General features: G+C 45.9%; 14 protein-coding genes. 4 read left to right on the top strand and 10 right to left on the bottom strand.

Annotated features, from left to right (window positions below; genetic code table 11):
- Positions 1-146: 146 nt before the first annotated feature.
- The 5 genes from M3629_RS06105 to M3629_RS06085 form a co-directional block, all read right to left on the bottom strand.
- A complete protein-coding gene (locus M3629_RS06105; protein ID WP_090924069.1) occupies positions 147-863 on the bottom strand; it encodes a YebC/PmpR family DNA-binding transcriptional regulator in 717 nt (238 codons plus the stop codon).
- Positions 864-1,015: 152 nt separating this feature from the next.
- Positions 1,016-2,737 carry an assimilatory sulfite reductase (NADPH) hemoprotein subunit gene (gene cysI, locus M3629_RS06100; RefSeq protein ID WP_251503308.1) on the bottom strand — a complete coding sequence of 574 codons (1,722 nt, stop codon included), beginning with the start codon at positions 2,735-2,737 and terminating at the stop codon, positions 1,016-1,018.
- A gap of 53 nt (positions 2,738-2,790) precedes the next feature.
- Complete coding sequence (locus M3629_RS06095; protein WP_154984161.1) at positions 2,791-4,626, bottom strand: assimilatory sulfite reductase (NADPH) flavoprotein subunit; 1,836 nt, start codon at positions 4,624-4,626, stop codon at positions 2,791-2,793.
- Positions 4,627-4,899: 273 nt separating this feature from the next.
- Positions 4,900-9,633 (bottom strand): S-layer homology domain-containing protein, encoded by a 4,734-nt coding sequence (locus M3629_RS06090; RefSeq protein WP_251503307.1) that lies wholly within the window; start codon positions 9,631-9,633, stop codon positions 4,900-4,902.
- A 406-nt stretch (positions 9,634-10,039) separates the two neighbouring features.
- Positions 10,040-11,596 carry an ABC-F family ATP-binding cassette domain-containing protein gene (locus M3629_RS06085; protein WP_251503306.1) on the bottom strand — a complete coding sequence of 519 codons (1,557 nt, stop codon included), beginning with the start codon at positions 11,594-11,596 and terminating at the stop codon, positions 10,040-10,042.
- Positions 11,597-11,789: 193 nt separating this feature from the next.
- Between M3629_RS06085 and M3629_RS06080 the strand changes: the two genes are divergently transcribed.
- Positions 11,790-12,251 carry an SET domain-containing protein gene (locus M3629_RS06080; RefSeq protein WP_251503305.1) on the top strand — a complete coding sequence of 154 codons (462 nt, stop codon included), beginning with the start codon at positions 11,790-11,792 and terminating at the stop codon, positions 12,249-12,251.
- A gap of 233 nt (positions 12,252-12,484) precedes the next feature.
- Here M3629_RS06080 and M3629_RS06075 read toward each other — a convergent pair whose 3' ends face one another.
- The 4 genes from M3629_RS06075 to M3629_RS06060 all read right to left on the bottom strand — a co-directional run bounded on the left by M3629_RS06075 (position 12,485) and on the right by M3629_RS06060 (position 15,233).
- On the bottom strand, positions 12,485-13,093 hold the full coding sequence (locus M3629_RS06075; RefSeq protein ID WP_251503304.1) for a DUF1349 domain-containing protein: 609 nt from the start codon (positions 13,091-13,093) through the stop codon (positions 12,485-12,487).
- A 163-nt stretch (positions 13,094-13,256) separates the two neighbouring features.
- Positions 13,257-14,132, bottom strand: coding sequence for an NmrA family NAD(P)-binding protein (locus M3629_RS06070; protein WP_251503303.1), 876 nt, complete (start codon positions 14,130-14,132; stop codon positions 13,257-13,259).
- On the bottom strand, positions 14,122-14,568 hold the full coding sequence (locus tag M3629_RS06065; protein ID WP_251503302.1) for a nuclear transport factor 2 family protein: 447 nt from the start codon (positions 14,566-14,568) through the stop codon (positions 14,122-14,124). Before M3629_RS06065 ends, M3629_RS06070 begins: the two co-directional genes overlap by 11 nt.
- Before the next feature lie 80 nt (positions 14,569-14,648).
- A complete protein-coding gene (locus M3629_RS06060) occupies positions 14,649-15,233 on the bottom strand; it encodes a TetR/AcrR family transcriptional regulator (protein WP_251503301.1) in 585 nt (194 codons plus the stop codon).
- A 164-nt stretch (positions 15,234-15,397) separates the two neighbouring features.
- On the opposite strand from M3629_RS06060, the gene M3629_RS06055 reads away from it, so the two are divergent.
- The gene (locus M3629_RS06055; protein ID WP_090923995.1) at positions 15,398-15,763 is read left to right on the top strand and encodes an iron-sulfur cluster biosynthesis family protein; all 366 of its coding nucleotides are present in this window, start codon (positions 15,398-15,400) and stop codon (positions 15,761-15,763) included.
- Positions 15,764-16,448: 685 nt separating this feature from the next.
- Positions 16,449-17,225 (top strand): M15 family metallopeptidase, encoded by a 777-nt coding sequence (locus M3629_RS06050; protein ID WP_221791195.1) that lies wholly within the window; start codon positions 16,449-16,451, stop codon positions 17,223-17,225.
- 203 nt (positions 17,226-17,428) lie between these two features.
- On the opposite strand, the gene M3629_RS06045 is transcribed toward M3629_RS06050, so the two are convergent.
- Positions 17,429-17,668, bottom strand: coding sequence for a hypothetical protein (locus M3629_RS06045; RefSeq protein ID WP_145330363.1), 240 nt, complete (start codon positions 17,666-17,668; stop codon positions 17,429-17,431).
- A gap of 137 nt (positions 17,669-17,805) precedes the next feature.
- Here M3629_RS06045 and M3629_RS06040 point away from each other — a divergent pair, with 137 nt between their 5' ends.
- The gene (locus tag M3629_RS06040; protein ID WP_251503300.1) at positions 17,806-18,438 is read left to right on the top strand and encodes a nitroreductase family protein; all 633 of its coding nucleotides are present in this window, start codon (positions 17,806-17,808) and stop codon (positions 18,436-18,438) included.
- Positions 18,439-18,455 lie beyond the last annotated feature (17 nt).

Raw genomic sequence — 18,455 nt, 5'->3', positions numbered from 1 at the left:
ACTGGATTGGATAGACACTCTTTTTAATTCAGACAATTTAGAGCCTAATTAAATTTAGAACATACGTAAGTAAGTTAAGTAGATTGCTCTGGAGTCACGATATTAATCAATCAAAAAATATCAGACTGAGTGAGTAATTAGCTCGCTTACACAAACTCCACGTTATGATACACTTGCTGCACATCTTCCAAGTCTTCGAGCGCATCGATCAGCTTCTCGAACTGAACTTGGGCGTCTGCAGGCAGTTCAATGTGGTTTTGCGCCAGCATCGTCAGCTCGGCTACGGTAAACTCGTTCACACCCGCAGCCTTGAATGCTTCCTGTACCGCGTGGAATTGGTCTGGTTCTGCGTATACGATAACCGCTTCATCTTCATCCACGATATCACGAACGTCTACATCTGCTTCCAACATGATTTCCAGCACTTCTTCCGCATTTTTACCTTCAACGCCGATGACTGCTGTCGGATCAAACATGTAAGCAACAGAACCACTCACGCCCATGTTGCCTCCGTTTTTGTTAAACGCAGAACGCACTTCAGGTGCTGTACGGTTTACGTTATTCGTGAGCGCATCCACGATGACCATCGCACCGTTTGGTCCGAAGCCTTCGTAACGCAACTCTTCATAGTTCTCATCGCCGCTGCCTTTTGCTTTTTCCATCGCACGATCAATGATGGCTTTAGGTACGTTATACGTTTTGGCACGCTCCAGAACGACCTTCAGTGCACGGTTCGCTTCAGGGTCCGGTTCGCCCTTCTTCGCCGCTACATAGATCTCAACGCCAAATTTCGCATAGACCCGGCTTGTGTTTGCGTCTTTTGACGCTTTCTTTTCCTTAATATTATTCCACTTACGACCCATATCGTTTCCGCTCACTTTCAACATGTAATCTGCTTTCTACTTTGTCATTATATCGTGTTGCGCTTGGTTCAACAAGTTCATCTCATCAAACGATTCTGCATCGAAGAAACAAAAAGCACTCCATAAGGAATGCTTTTTGAGTAAACGTCAAGTTACGCGTGGAACTGTCTTCCATCGAGCACTTCAGGGACATAACCCGCACGGATCACGAAATCTCCGAAATGCTCGCCTTCATTGCGCTCTTTGGCATATTGATTAATCATCGGTGTCAGTGTGTCTAGAATCTCGTTTTCGCCGATATTTTCACGGTACAATTTGTTCAGGCGATGACCTGTAAAACTACCACCGAGATAGAAATTGTACTTGCCTGGTGCCTTTCCGATAAAAGCAATCTCTGCCAGCATCGGTCTGGCGCACCCATTCGGGCAACCTGTCATACGAATGACAATCTCTTCATCCCTCAAACCCGCTTCATCCAGTACAGGCTCCAGTTTGTCGATTAAGGACGGCAGGTAACGCTCAGATTCAGCCATAGCCAGGCCACAAGTTGGAAGCGCAACACAAGCCATGGAACTTCTGCGAAGTGCTGAATAATGCGCGCCATCCGTCAGATTGTATTGTTGCATCAGTGCTTCAATCTTTTTCTTTTTCTGACTGCTGATATTACCGATAATCAGGTTTTGGTTCGCCGTCAGACGGAAATCTCCGGTGTGTATTTTGGCAATTTCACGCAAACCCGTCATGAGCGGATAACCATCTACATCTTTTACCCGTCCATTCTGAATGAATAACGTGTAATGCCATTTGCCATTACTGCCTTTCACCCAGCCATAACGATCCCCATTATGGTCAAAATGATATGCACGTGCCGCTTCCAGACTCCAGCCAAGACGACTCGTTAACTCATCAACAAACCACTCCAGACCATGGTCATCGATGGTATATTTGAAACGCGCATGTTTACGAACCGCACGATCCCCGTAGTCACGCTGAATCATGACCGTTTTCTCTGCAACATCAATCATCTGCTCCGGCGTGCAGAAACCAATGACTTTGGATACTTGAGGATATGTCTTCGAATCGCCGTGAGACATGCCCATTCCTCCGCCAACAGATACGTTGAACCCTTGCAGTTTGCCGTTCTCTACAATGGCGATAAAACCGAGATCCTGTGAAAATACATCCACATCATTGGAAGGCGGTACCGCGATACCAATTTTGAACTTACGTGGCAAGTATACTTTGCCGTAGATCGGTTCAACCTCTTCGTCCGAATCCTGGGAGTCAATGATCTTCTCCCCATCGAGCCACAGCTCATGATATGCACGAGTTCGCGGATCGAGATGATTACTCACCTGACAAGCCCATTCATACACTTCAGCATGAACTTCAGACTGATTCGGATTCGGGTTGCACATCACGTTACGGTTAACGTCTCCACATGCAGCGAGTGTACTGAGCAAAGAGTCATTGACCTCACGAATCGTATTTTTGAGATCCCATTTCAACACCCCGTGCAACTGAAAAGATTGACGAGTGGTCAGACGGATCGTCTGATTCGCATATTTGTGGGCAACCCGGTCCATCATCAGCCACTGCTCCGGCGTTACGATTCCCCCGGAAGCACGCACACGTAGCATGAACTGATATGCAGGCTCCAGCTTGGATTTATTACGCTCATTGCGCAGGTCACGATCATCCTGCATATAGCTGCCATGATGTTTCATCAGCCGGTTATCATCTTCGGGAATTGAGCCAGTAATGCGATCGGCCAGTGTCTCCGTGAGACTTCCACGCAAGTAATTGCTCTTGATCTTTATATCTTCCACATCGCTGTTGGTACGTTGCGGATTAAGTAAGTTATTATAAGCCATGCCGCTTTCTCCTCTCGTTTCTGCGGAATATAACCTTTCGGCTTAGCCTTGGATTAATACACATCCCGCTGATAACGTTTCTCCTGTTGTAACCGTGTCATGTATTCCACAGCCTGCTCGGATGACAAGCCGCCTTCCTGCTGTAGAATCGTAATCAGCGCCGCATGTACATCATGAGCCATTTTTTTCTCATCGCCGCAGATATACACGCTTGCTCCATCCTGAAGCCATTGGTACAATTCCTTGCTATGTTCCAGCATACGGTGCTGTACATATACTTTCTGTTCCGTATCACGAGAAAAGGCAACATCCATTTTCGTCAGAACGCCATCTTTGAGCCAACGCTGCCACTCCGTTTGGTAAAGGAAGTCTGTAGAGAAGTGCTGGTCCCCGTAGAAGAGCCATGTTTTTCCTTCTGCACCCGTTTCTTCTCTTTCGCCAAGGAAAGAGCGGAATGGAGCAACCCCTGTTCCAGGTCCAACCATAATGATGGGTGTATCCGGATTTTCGGGTAATTTGAAGTTGGGATTATGCTGAATATATACTGGCAAAGTGTCACCAGCTTCGATACGTTCAGCGAGATGTACCGAGCATACACCATAACGTTGTCTGCCACGTGCTTCATAACGTACAGTCCGAACCGTTAGATGAACCTCATCCGGGAAAGACTTCGAGCTGCTTGCAATGGAATACAGACGTGCTGGTATTTTCCGAAGAACCGCTAGAAATTGAGCGGCTGGAATGCCCTTCAGTGCGTAGTCCTGAACCACATCTAGCAGATCGGAGCTATTCATGACGTTACGGAATTCGGAATCATTGGCGAGTAATGCTGTTAATTCGTTGCCTGAACTCAACTTGGCGAGTTGCTCTGCCACCGGTTTGGTTACTGCTGTAATCTCGTAATGACGCAGCAGTGCTTCGTAAACCGATACCTGATCTCCATTTTTGTTCACCGTAACCTGTTCATCTGCATTCCAACCCATTGCTGCAATTAATTCATCTACCAGACGCGGGTGGTTCTCCGGGAACACGCCCAGGCTATCGCCTGGCTCATAATCCAGATTTGAGCCTTCCAAAGACAGCTCAATATGGCGTGTCTCACGATCCGATCCTCGGCCGTTCAAGTTGAGATTTTCCAGCACCTCTGCCTTGAACGGGTTGGTACGGTTGAATTCCGATTCTCCACTGCTTACCGCTGCTGTGATTGCTTCACTGGTTACCGCACCGGCTGTAGTTGCTGCGCCGCTAAGCGAAGCAAGCACATCGTTCATCCACGCTGCAGCCGGCTCATCAAAATCAACATCGCAGTCTACGCGCGGAACCAAAGCTGTTGCGCCCAGTTCCTGTAGTCGTTTATCAAAATCCTTACCCGTTTGACAGAAGAACTCATAAGAGGTATCTCCAAGCGCCAATACGGAATAACGAAGTCCGTCCAGCTTTGGAGCACGTTTGCTATTCAAAAACTCATGAAAAGGAATTGCATTATCCGGCGGTTCGCCTTCTCCATGTGTGCTGACCACAATCAGAAGATTTTCAATTTTCTTCAGTCCGTTCGGTTTGAAATCTCCCATGGATGACAAGGTTACTTGCAGTCCCTGTTCTTCCAGCTTCTTACCGAGTTTTTTCGATAATCCAATGGAATTCCCTGTCTGGGAACCGTACAGCACCGTAACTTCACGGGAAACGGCAGGAGCACTGACTGGCGCTGCTACCGGATTTTGTCCAACTTGCCCAATCAGGCCAGTCTGTGCTGTTGCCACACCTGCTTGATACGCTGCAATATACCCACCAAGCCAGAGTCTTTGTCCGTCCGTTAATGTAGGAATAAGTCGATTGAGCAATTCTACCTGCTCTTGATTAAAAGGACTATTTGTCACTTGAAGTTCCACCATCTGCCACCTCACGCATTACTTCGATTTTAATTCCTACTAAAATGATCATATTAATTTCTTCTCTCTAGAACCTAACACACCGGGGGTTGAGGGTCAATTTCAATGATTTTATACCATTTATCAGTTTCACTGATAAAGGAACAAAACGTGAAAATCACCTCGTTGCAAATACATCAACAACAATCGACAATGAACAGCAAAAAAAGCTTGCTTTGACCTGACTTCAGGTGAAAACAAGCTTCTTTCTATTTTATAAGTTACAGTGATTCATCACTTTTTCCAGACCAGCTTGCTCATCATTGCATAGATCAGCGTAGCAGATTCGGCTCGGCTGGCTTCAACCGCAGGTTTTACTTCACCGTTGTAACCACCTACGATGCCCAGGTTCACAAGCGCAGCTACACTTTCTCTTGCATACGAGTTGATCTGACCTGCGTCCCGGAAACGAGCGAGATCAGTTGCGGAAGAATTCTGTGCTTCATCATCAATGAATCCACCCGCGACGAGCGCCCTTACTGTTAAGGTCATCATCTCTTGACGAGTAATTGCGGATTCTGGCTTGAAACGTCCATCTCCAGCCCCATCCGTAATACCGAGTGATCGTGCTATGTTAACAGCCTTATAATAAGAAGATTGTTCATTCACATCCTTGAATGGTTCAGTAGAACCCCCGTTTAGACCAAGCGAAGCTACAAGCCACTGCACATATTGCCCGCGTGTCATATCTTGCTTTGGATGAAGCTGTCTGGTGTCCTCACTACCTGTTGCATCCACCACGCCCCGAACAGCGAGTGCCTCCATCGCTTTTTGTGCCCATGGTACTCCGGTTAGATCCAAAAAGTTCTCTTCCATAGATAAGACAGCATATGCACCAGTCAAGGATAAAGCTTTTGCAGAAAATATAATCTCACCGCGTGCCGGATCGTAATAACTCTGTGGAAGCGGTATGATTTCCCCGCTTGCTCCAATTTGCACAACTACGACTTTATCGGCCACGGTATCTTTCGATGGGGAATACGGTATTTCAATGGAAATCCCACTAGTCGGCGAGAAAGTCTGATGATCTAGGGTAAATTCGAGCTGTACACCATGCTCTGCTCCGTAACGATCCGTTATCCCTTGTGGAAGCGGTATGCGGATCAAACGTATTGCCGCTGTACCCTCTTTGCTTGCCTCTTTAGCCAGGAAATCAGCAGGCAACTCAACCGTTGCAAACGCTGATACGATTCGGAAAACGTCGGATGGCTTCTGCTCCAGCAGAGATGAAACAGGCAGGACCAGCTCATATGCCGTCGCTTCAGGAACAGACTTCAAGCGAAATTCAACCAGTCGTTGACCTGCACCTGTAAGTGGTGCGGCTTGGACTGCAGCTTCAATCGCAGAAGCTTCGATTTTGGACTGTGCGTTACCCTTGGCATCTGACGAAGTCTGCAGTTCCACAACAGCGCGGTCCTTTTCCGTTTGAGGTTGAGCCCCAGACTGCGATGTTTCTGGTCCTGAATTACTGTTACTGTTGCCTATTTGGACACCGTTACTGCCCGGATTCGAAGCATTTCCATTATTCCCGCCCGAGTTATTTCCAGATCCTTCTCCAGGGTTGCTTCCCGAACCTCCCCCCGGATTTCCTCCTGGATCGTTACCGCCCGGAGACTTTGGTTCAGGTTTTACAACCATAATCCAGCTGATCAGCGGGTCCTGGGAAGCAGTATTACGCACCGTGATATCCAGTTTACCGTCTGACACTTGAATACCCTTTTGCGCCCGAACACTTGCAGGGATATAGGTAACCGCCCCGGTGTTCTTACCGTTAATTAACAAATCCGCTCGGCGTGAAGTATTTGTCCACGGATCATTGAATCCCGCGTACACATCATACTCACCGTTTGGCAGATCAAAGCTATACGTCAAATCCTTGCCTTTAGGCGAATTGCTGACATTGCCTCCATTCAGGTATCGCACGGTTGAGAATATATCCCCGCCGTTCGAACCGGAAGGCAGCGCATCGGCACTGACATATCCCCATGTTCGGCCTTCAGCCGGAGCGTACATCTGATCCACAATTCCCGGATGCATGAGCGTATCTTTCATATAGCTACTCATCAGCTTGTAATCTGCCGTATCATAACCACCGCTGTTCACAAAGTATAGTGTATTCTCGGGAATGACAAACACACGAACTGCCTGTGTTTTGTTGTTATACTCAGGTGTCGTAATCTGCAGTGTGAGGGGGCCTGGTTTAGCAAAATCCTCCGCTGTCATCGCACGATGATTAATCGTCCAGACGGCTGGCGTTGACACGAGATTATTTCCATCACGCACCTTTACCGTGGAAGGAAGGACTGGAACTTCGCCAAGCTTCACCGCTTCAGGCAGTTTATCTGCGATATCTACCTTACCCATCGAATCCAGCAGATCGGGTGTCCAGCTGTTATACCACTTGATCGCAATGTCTGACCCTATACCGAATTCGATTGGCAAAAACACGTACTTGGCTGCATCGTTGGCGAAATTGCCTCCGTTCCACATATCTCCTACATAAATAAACTTTCCCTTTTCCGGATCAACCGGGATGATTGAAGTTGCCTGTGTACCAAATGCCTTCCCGGGATCAGGATCACTCGGCAGTGTGCGGACAAACGGATTTGTCATCGCCGACCAAGGTCCGAAGATGTGATCCGCGACCGTAACTTTGTTTTCATTAGGAGCCCAGCCTGTTGCACCCGATGTGATAATATAGTATTTGCCCTGATACTTGAACATGGCCGGTGCTTCACGCTGTCCACCCGGGAATACCCGGACATAGTCTACGCCGTATTCCGCCTTATACACGCTATCGCGAACAGGATTGCCTTTATCATCCTTAAGACCTTGCTTATGCCAGCCTGTGACGTCACTGTAATCCTCGGTGAGCTTGGAAATGTATAACGTCAGATTTTCTTCGCTGGAGTAGATCAGGTAACCCGTGCCGTCATCATCCTTAAATAGCGTCATGTCACGGGCCATACCTCTGTCACTTGGGAAATAGTCCTTCTCGCCTTCAGGGGCCATGTCCATACGGTAACTTTTCTGATATATAAAAGGTCCAGCAGGTGAGTCACTGATTGCATAACCGGCCTTCGCTTTACCGTAATTCGCATTATTGTTGTAAGGGTCCTTGTCTCCATCCATATGAGCCCACATGACATATTTTTTCGTTTTATCATTGTAAATGACCTTTGGCCGTTCGATAATCCGTCCTTTGCGAATATCGGCCCAGATGTCCACACGATCCTCACGACCTGCATAGAGTTCCTTGATTAACGGGTTTGTGTCAAAATCATCCATCGATTGCAGCATCGTCAATGCCATGCCTTCGTCTGTCCAGTTCATCAGATCTTTGGAAGAATAGGCACGCACCCCTGCAGCTGGCCACCCCCCGGTATGATATTCGCCATACCAGTAATATTTTTCTGTTTTTTCATCGTAAAAGAAACCTGCGCCATGAGCATCAATCGGTTTGCCGTTTTGATCCGGCCAGATTTGTCCTGGCGTAATACTTGTGCGCACCGTGGATACACCAAGCGGTGCAGATACAGGAGTGTCCATTCCGTCCACTTTGGCCTGAATTGTATAAAAGTATCCCGTGCCCATCGTCAAACCTGTATCGTCTAACGAAGTAGACTTCCCTGTGTAGACTTGCTGATACGTCCCCGAAGCGCTTGTCGCCTTTGAAACCGTGTAGGAGACTTCCGATCCGGGCAGTGCAGCCCATCCTAAGGAAATGGACGTATCCGTTATAGCAGTAACACCAAATCCTGAAGGAGAATCTACCGTGTACGTCTGCGCTTCCGCTGTACTAAAGGCCGATTCACCCGCAGCATTGTACGCCGTCACCCGATAACTGTAGTTCTTTCCAGGCTCAAGTGCCTGATCTGTAAAAGACAATAGGTTGCCGTCATATACCTGTTCATAATCTTCCGTTCCTTGCTCGGCGCGAACGACACGATAACCATTCGCCTTACTGACCGTATTCCAGCTCAATTTGACACTTGTCGCTGTCAACGCTGTCGCCTTCAAGTCCCCCGGTGCCTGTGGTGCCTCGGCAGCCGTTTTAGCTTCAAGCGGGACAGACAACTGTGACTCGGTTAATGCCCCGTAGTCATAGGCAAGTCTGTAATAATAGGCTGTATCCGAGCTTAGTCCTTCATCTACATAACTTGTTGATGACGTCTGACTTACATAAGAGTAGCCGCCTTCCTGCTTGTTCGAACGATACAGACGGTAACCCGTTGCCCCTTCAATCTCCGGCCAATGCAATGAAATTGAAGATGCCGTCTCTCCATCCTTTGCAAGCACAGCTTCATTCACTCGAGGCGGCTCCGCGATCATTGCATCATCGATATGTAGGGTCTGCCACTTATTTCGAATGCCAACGGTACCGGTTGCAATAGATGTATCGTTCAGATCAAAAATCAATCGGTCAGTTCCATTTTCGACGATATAAGCGCGGATGGAGGTTCCCGATACTACCGCTTTAAGCGTATACCATGTATTTTTGCTGAATGTATAGTCCATCGATTTTAGTGTCGTTTCTGCGCCATTTACTCTTTTGCTGAAAACGAGTTTGTTGGCGGGCACCTGCATTTGGAAGTAGTAATAGTTGCTCTTGTCTTGAAACCGCGGCAAAATGCCGGGAAATCCCTCACCCGCTCCTGTATAAAAACGCATTGACACTGTCTTATCCGGTATGGAATCCCCGGTTGTGATAAAACCTTCATCCGTCCCATTTTGAAAAAGAACCTGATTGGCTGCGTCCGCCGGATCTGATGTCACTTGCCACTGGCCTGAGATCACATGCCACTCTGGTGAAACGGTATAGTCTCCATCGGAAAAATCGTCTTGAATCCACAATCCGGGAATAAGCGCTCCATCTGCAAGAGCCTTGTTCGGGTACATCAACGGCCCGGAAGTCAACATCAGTGCAGCGGATAATAGAATTGCAACCGGTTTTCTCAGTTTATCCAATCTCGATTCGCTCCTTTGCGTCTGAACATATAAGCAGGTTCCTTACACATCCAGCGTAGTGGTTAAACACGCCCCAGTACACATGAATCAGTCAATCAGAGCACAGACCATACTTCTTCCGCTGGTCACACCTCCCCATTCAATGAAACCGGTTTCATTCAAAGGCAAAAAAAGACCCGTTTACTCAGGCAGGTGCAATCATGCACGTTACGGAATACCGAGAACCGTTTCTTTTTTGCCCATGTCGTAAAACAGGTTTCTTAACCACAAAATGTAACCGCTTTCTAGAATTAGAATATCGTTTGCTTTTAGACCTGTCAACCATTCTTTGGTCCTATTTCCCCACCCTCTAAACTGACAAAAAACGCGTATTCCACATGCTATATGCAAGTGAAATACGCGCCTTTTAGAATACTTTCGTCGTCCAGGATTCACAGTTCCATGTATCTGTCACGACGTCACGGTAAAATTCAGGTTCGTGTGAAATCAGCAAAATGCTGCCTTTGTACGCTTGAAGCGCACGTTTTAACTCATCCTTCGCATCCACGTCCAAGTGGTTCGTCGGCTCGTCAAGCACAAGCAGGTTGGTCTCATTGTTGATCAGCTTGCAAAGACGCACTTTCGCTTTCTCGCCACCACTGAGGACTGCGACCTTGCTCTCGATATGCTTGGTTGTAAGTCCGCATTTGGCAAGTGCGGCACGAACTTCAAACTGGGTGTAGGAAGGAAACTCCTGCCAGATCTCTTCGATACACGTATTGTAGTTGGCATCCTTCATCTCTTGCTGGAAGTATCCGATCTCCAGATTCTCGCCGCGCTGGACATTTCCTTCCAAAGGCTGAATTTCACCCAAAATGCTACGCATCAGGGTTGTTTTACCGATACCGTTCGCACCGACAAGAGCAATTTTCTGGCCGCGCTCCATACGCAGATCAAGCGGTCTGGACAACGGTTCGTTATAGCCGATAACCAGGCCTTTCGTTTCAAAAATAAGCTTGCCTGACGTTCTCGCATCGCGGAAGTTGAACTGTGGCTTTGGTTTCTCCTTGGCCAGTTCGATGACATCCATCTTGTCGAGCTTTTTCTGTCTGGACATTGCCATGTTACGTGTGGCAACGCTCGCTTTGTTACGCGCTACGAAGTCTTTCAGATCTGCAATCTCTTGCTGTTGACGCTTGTAAGCCGATTCCAGCTGCTGTTTCCTCATCTCATAGACTTCCTGGAAGTGGTCGTAATCGCCCACATAACGAGTCAGATCCTGATTTTCCATATGGTAAATGAGGTTGATAACGCTGTTCAGGAACGGAATATCATGCGAGATGAGAATAAAGGCATTCTCATATTCCTGGAGATATCGTTTCAGCCACTCAATATGCTGTTCATCCAGATAGTTCGTCGGCTCGTCGAGGAGCAGAATATCCGGTTTTTCCAGCAACAGTTTGGCAAGCAATACTTTGGTCCGTTGTCCACCGCTCAAGTCATTAACGTCCTTATCCAGACCAATGTCGGTCAAGCCCAAACCACGCGCGGTTTCGTCGACTTTGGCATCGATCATGTAAAAGTCCTGGTTCGTCAGTGTATCCTGAATGGTGCCTACATCCTCAAGCAACTGCTCCAGTTCCTCTGGCGTAACGTCACCCATCTTGCCGTACATCTCATTCATTTCTTGTTCCATGTCAAACAGATATTGGAATGCGCCACGTAGCACATCGCGGATCGATAGTCCTTTGCTCAGTACCGCATGCTGGTCGAGATAACCTACACGCATACGTTTGGACCATTCCACTTTACCTTCGTCAGGCTGAAGTTTACCTGTAATAATGTTCATGAAGGTCGATTTACCTTCTCCATTCGCCCCGATCAGACCAATGTGCTCGCCTTTAAGGAGGCGGAATGAAACGTCGTTAAAGATAGCACGGTCACCAAAACCGTGACTTAATTTTTCTACATTCAATATGCTCATTCATGACACCTTTTCTATATAGACTTAATTCTTTGTATATTATAAGCGTTATCTGCCGCACAACTCAACGCCCTATTTTAAAAATGTGATGTTCCATTTGCCTTATCCCGGCGTATGCGGTAAAATTTTGCCTTAAACCAATTACAACTATTATATAGAACGGAGCTCTCAGCGAGAGCATCAGGTGAATGTCATGATTGAAGTAAAACAGTCCAAGCTGGGTGACGGCGGTGAGTTTAATCGCGGGGTATTTGCTACAGTGGATATTGCAAAAGGTCAACTGATCCATCAGGCCCCCGTGGTGCCTTATCCGAATGAAGATCACGAACATATTGAGAAAACGATTCTGGAGGATTACGTCTTCGAATACGGGGCCAATCATACCGCGATCCTGTTAGGATACGGCAGTCTGATTAATCATTCCTACGAGCCTAATGCCACGTATGATATCAACTTCGAAAATCACACCTTTGATTTCTATGCGTATAAAGACATCAAGGCTGGCGAAGAAATCCTCATTAACTATAACGGCGAAGAAGATAATATGGACCCACTATGGTTCCTGGACGATTACGAAGAACGTATGCGCGAAATGCAGGACAAGGAAGAACAAGAGGCCGAACCTACTCAGGAATCCGAAAAAAATAATGCGTAGTTCTGCTCTCTAATCCCGGTACTATGATTCATTAAGCATGTATGAAACGAATCATGCCCACTCACTCATTAAGCTTGAGTATTCATTGAGAGAAACAAAAATACAAAAAAGCCAGTTTCCAATAGAGAAACTGGCTTCCTTTCTTTCTATGCCATTGGATTACATGCTCTTGTGACAACTCATCCTCTACGCATAGTATGCCTTTACGATAATGTTCATGCACCACTCCCTGTTTAATCATGGATCGGTGGATCGGTATGCAAGTCTGCATCTGGTGCAGTGTATATCCATCTTGTAAAAGCAACTTCAAACCCGGCCCGTTTGGGCGAGCAAAGGAACGGTCCTGCCTGCTTATCGGTTGGATAAGCAAATCTCGCCACTCGAATCGTACGCCACGGATGCTCATCTGTACGCGCACGAATGACAACGGATTCCTGGTGATACGATGCACGAATGGTAACGATTTGTCCCCCCCACTCCGGTACAGGTGAGAGTGACCAATCTGAAAATTGATCTGTGACAACAGCGCCCACATGCACAATGCCATCATTAACTTCAACCCCGGCTTTAATCCACTGATGTTCTCCATGCCACAGCATTAATCCCGCCTGATCATATAATTCTGTGAATGAACTTAGATCAAACGAAACTTCAACAGCTTGTTCCCCGTCCCACGGCGCAAGCAAGGCATGGCCATTTCGGTGACAGAAACCATAGAACGTCTCTTCCCAGAAATCGCTACCCTCCTGAGCCTGTACAATCAACCGCTCTCCATCATGTTGGGTATGAACAGGCTCGGTTGTCCAGCTTCCTCGTTCAAGATTTGTAAAGTTGGCGGACATCTTCATTCTCATCCTTTCTGCTTTGTCTATACGTGTACGAATTCGACATACTCTGTACATTTACCTTGTAAACTACCTCATAATCTACCTTATATGCTTCACTTATGCTCTTACCTCATGTAATAATAGATTATGCATTGATCTAATACTCACCAAGATTTTCTCATGAAATTTCTCCACTATGGTACTCCATCATCTGTTTTGAAAACAAGCCCTCGATGGATAACGGAAGTTTACCCGTTACGCGAAGAACAGTATCCGTTACCTGAGCTTCTCTCCCGTCCTCTCTAATATGAGTATCCAGACCTGCAAGCATCGTCGCATATTCCTCTGGCATCCCTGCTTGAATCATCTGGTTCCTTAAAGTCTCCTCCGATAACGATTCATGCTGGATCGGCTGATTTAAAATTTCACTGGCTTTCAGCGCCACCTCTGCATAGGACAACGATTCCGGTCCCGTTATGATGTGCTCTCTATTATGAGGCACAGTATCGGTTAGGGCATGGAAGGCAGCCGCTGCTATATCGTCCGCACTTACAAAACCGATTCTCCCCTCACCCGTTGCACTATATATTTTGCGAAACTGGGCAATCGTCTGTCGATGTGGACCCTCCGTAAAATTTTCCATAAAATAAGAAGGACGTAACACAGCCCACTCTGGCGCAAGCTTTTTCAAGGCTTGATGTACTTTGCCAAAAACGGGCCCTTCTTCATCGACAGATGCTCTTCCCAGCAACACAAAACGCTTCACTCCACTCCATATCGCTTCCTGAATGAAAGGAACCATCACTTTCTCTGGATTCATATCCATCTGTGGCACAACAAGATAAATTTGATTAATACCCTTTAGTGCTGCGCCATATGTCGCAGGATCATACCAGTCAAAGTAGACATGATTCCCACGAGAATCTGTGGACGACGGAAGCTTTCTTCCAGCCAAACGTACCGGATAACCTTGTTTCTGTAGCTGTGCAGCCACTCGACTTCCTGTCTTGCCACTCGCTCCGGTAATGAGTGTAAGAGGTTTCTCATTGCTCATCTACAACACCTCCCATTTCCGATTCCATTACGATAAGAGGATTCCAATAGTCTCTGTAATGCGTAATTTTGTCATAATCATAGCTGACGACAGAAATATATGTTTGATTGTATGGCTTCCCTGTACTCAGAAATACGCCTTCACAAGTGAATTCTGCTACAAATCGTTGTTGATCTGAATCGATTAAAATGGTCGGTTCGCTAAATTGATGAATTTCGAGAAATTTAAACAACGCATTCACATGATTGAAAATAGCTGATTTCCCTTCCAACCGCTGCGGATAACCTGGAGGTGAATAAGGAAATTCAAAGATCGCATCTGGGGCAAACAGTTCTGACCATTGATCTAATTTGCCTTCAAGCAGAAGCCCGGTGAAGTGTTGCATGATTTGCTTGGGCACATTTTGCTCATTGTCCACCTGTTGTTGTTCTTTCATTTTAAACCCTCTCCTTTTTGGACTAATCAGTCTAGAATAGTTAAAAAAATAAACGCTTAAGGCGTTCATTTATTAATCGTTTAATCCAAAACCTTCAAAGTCGTTTGCACAAGTTCCCGCATTTCTTCCTCACTAGCACCACTCTTTGCCGTATATGTGAACGAAAGCCTTGAATAGTTAAGAAACCGTGCGATGCGATGCAGATCCTCTTCTTGTAACTGTAACTCTCCCGTATTACACCCTCGTAAAAGTACTGTGTAAAATACGTTCTCCATCATGCGATTGTTCGCCTGTATAAACGCAGCGATCTCATGTTGGTGAGGTGCCTGTTCTATCGCGCTGTTAATGATAAAACATTCGTTGCGCCGATCCGGATCGGCTAACACGTTCACCACCTCTTCAAACAATTGTTGCATACCCTCACGTACACTGCCGCTTTGTTCTAACAGTTGTGTCGATGCTTCTGTTTTCTGCTGCACATAAAATTTCAGAGCAGAGACAAACAAATCATGTTTTGTTCCGTAGGTGTCATAGAGGCTTTGCCGGGCAATGCCGAGTTCATTAAGTAATACCGTTAACGAGGTCCCTTCATAACCATAAGTGCCAAAAACAGAAGTCGCTTTTCGTAATACTTGTTCTGTGTCAAACTCTTTCGCTCTCCCCAACTGGTGTCCCCACCTCCTCTTCGTTAAACACATCTTACACTTTCCAGACTGATCAGTCAAGAAAATGAATGATTTAATTTTCGACAAAGTGGTATAATGGCATTACAGGCGGAATGTTCCTTAACCATTTATGACGAGGTCAATATATAGAGGAGTGAAGCGATATGCATATGCAAATTACTGATCTGGCGGCACAACGTTTAACAACAAGTTTGAATGATCAACCTGGTTATTTCAAAGTATTTTACGATATGGAAGGCTGTGGATGTAACGGTGTTGTCGTACTGCTGATTGTTGATGAACTGGCTGCGCTGGATGAGCAGATTGAAACCAACTTTGTTCCATTTTACGTGGACCCCAAACACCAGCTTAACCTGGAATCAAACATGAAGCTGGATGCACAAGAAAACTATCCTGCCTTTACTTTGAGCAGTGATTCGGGTGTAATCAGCAGTAATCTCAGACTCCGGGATGCACGTGCCGCCGCAGTAGGTACACCTAGTGCGGAAAACGCTTGTACACTATCCTAAACAGCAGGTACGCAGCGTATTACCGCCCTTGTAGGGAAAGCATGCAAAGATGATTTTCCCAGCTTTCTCAAGCACCAGATGCTTGGAGCAACTTCTAATGATCATGAGAAACCTTATTTAGCTCCAAAATAGTAAATTGAAAATCTAACGATCACCAGTAACGTTATTTAGCCTGAAAGAAGTATTTGATTATAAAAATGGGCTTTTTTCGTAGAATAAGCACTCTGGTGATCGTTAAAATTTCAAAATGCGTGAAAAGCGGCAAATAACGTCTGTGGTGATCGTTAGATTTTTTACAGTTTACTGGGTAAAAGCCTCGAGTTACTTGCTTAAATTGTTTTACTTGCTTGTGCCTTGAATTTGCTGATGAATAACTTGGCCCTCCCTGTTTATTCCCTTTATGCTCTTTACTTTGTGCTCTTTAAGTTCTTTATGTCTTTACTCATTGTCACCTTACTCTCCCACCGTTTACATTTCTCCTTCCAGCATCTTTTGCCCGGTAGCAACCGATTTTCTAGGACCTTCATCCTGAAATATGCGATATTCGAACTTTCATCTAATTTTCCAATAAAATAGATTCTAGCAAACTTTGTTTACAAGTCGGAAACATTTGGAGAACCTATGGACATAATCCTCCAGTATACTTGGTTTATAGATTAATATATTCCAAGGAGGAATTCCCATCATGTCATCATTTACTCGCAAATCCATCATATCGACACTTCTGGTTGGCTCAGTGCTTGCGAGCACAGCGTTTACTACACTTCCAATCAACCAAATCTTTAACCCGGTTGCCTCTGCGGCAAGCTCAAGCTTCTCTCAATTTCTGAAAGATAATGCTCCAAGCCGTACCATTACGACATCTAGCAAAGGCGTTGCTACCGTGACTAATCTATCCAGCACCGTTGTGCTTGTGAATAAAAAAAGAAACCTACCATCCACTTACGAGCCGAAAGATCTGGTCGTTCCTAACATCCCATTCAGCTTCTCCGGCTCAAGTCCGAAGAAACAGATGCGCAAAGTCGCAGCAACAGCAATGGAGAAATTGTTTGCCGCCGCGAAAAAGGATGGTATCGATATCAAAGCTGTATCCGGCTACCGTTCATATGCTACGCAAAAAGCAATCTTTGACCGTAATGCCAGCATCAAAGGCGAAGCTGTTGCTAACAAAACAAGTGCTCGTCCAGGACAGAGCGAACATCAAACCGGACTCGCCATGGACATTTCCAGCGCTTCGGCAGGTTATGATCTTCAGCAAAGTTTTGGAAACACCAAAGAAGGCAAATGGCTGAAAGCCAATGCCCACAAATACGGTTTTATTATCCGTTATGGCAAAGATCAAGAGAAGTTAACCGGATATTCATATGAGCCTTGGCATGTCCGTTATGTTGGTGTCTACATTGCTGGCGAGATTACTAGCCAAAAATTAACGCTGGAGCAATATTTGGAACGAGCAAAATAAGCTCTTGATTTGGCAAGCAGCTTAGTTAACTCAATTCGTTCATTTGCAAATAGACACCTGGAGAACGGGGCGATTTGCCCCTTCTCCATATCCATTACAAAATCGATGTAGTTAAAGGAACACTTGGTTGGACACATGTACTCTGCTAATGTTTCTAAATAGTCACGCATCCCATACGGTTTCAGACCATCTCTTCGAGTTTTTCACACTCCGGCAATACGCCGGATCAAGATAGGCAACCGTTTCACGCCTTCGGTACCCGCCCAGGAACTTGCCCCTGCCAGTAAATCGTTGTGGCTCAGATAAAAGGCTGTTTTGTATACAAGATAACCCAGTATGATTTCCACCACCACAAACTTTTTAAGGGCAGAGGATTCAAAGACATATACCTGGAACTCATGATGCCGCCAAGCTGATTTTAATCTGAGGATGAATGATCTCATGACTCACCTCTGCTGTTTTCTACTAGCGTATGGCGAGCACATCTTGTCTTATTCAAAAATAATACTTACATAAAGTAATTAAGTATGTTATATTCACTTTATAAGCAAGCAAACTATACATAAGTGAGGTAAACAACATGAGAGAACTGGACCAATTGATTAAAAACCGCAGATCTGCTGTTATTTTTGAAGAGGGAATTGAAATTTCAGAGTCCGAATTGGAAGAAATGTTTGCTTTGAACAAATTTGCACCTTCCGCATTCAACCTGCAACACACTCACTATCTTGTATTGACGGATGAAGCTCAGAAAGAGAAAGTATATCAGGCTTCGCAGCAGTATAAAGTGAAAACAGCTTCTGCGGTTATTATTGTGTTAGGGGATGTCAACGCGCATCATCACATTCGCACGATTAACGAAGGACTGCTTAACTTGGGCGCAATGACACCGTTTCAATACGAGCAGGAATCACAAAGTGTTATCGAATTCTACGAAACTCGCGGCAGATTTTTCCAACGTGAGGATGCCATCCGTAACGCCAGCCTGTCAGCGATGCAATTCATGCTGATCGCTCAAGATCGTGGCTGGGACACTTGTCCAATGATTGGATTTAATGCTGAAGAACTGCAGCAGAGCCTGGGCATTCCGGATCATTACGTACCTGCGATGATGATTACCATTGGCAAAAAATCAGAATCCAAACAGCGTCCACGCGGATATCGGAAACCCATTCATGAATATGTTAGCTTTAATAAAATGAATGCCGAATAACTGCTACCCGATCTTTT

The organism is Paenibacillus polysaccharolyticus (assembly GCF_023714295.1).
Lineage (GTDB): Bacteria > Bacillota > Bacilli > Paenibacillales > Paenibacillaceae > Paenibacillus > Paenibacillus polysaccharolyticus_A.
Note: the sequence above shows the minus strand (reverse complement) of the source record. Positions and strands in the feature narration are given on the sequence as shown.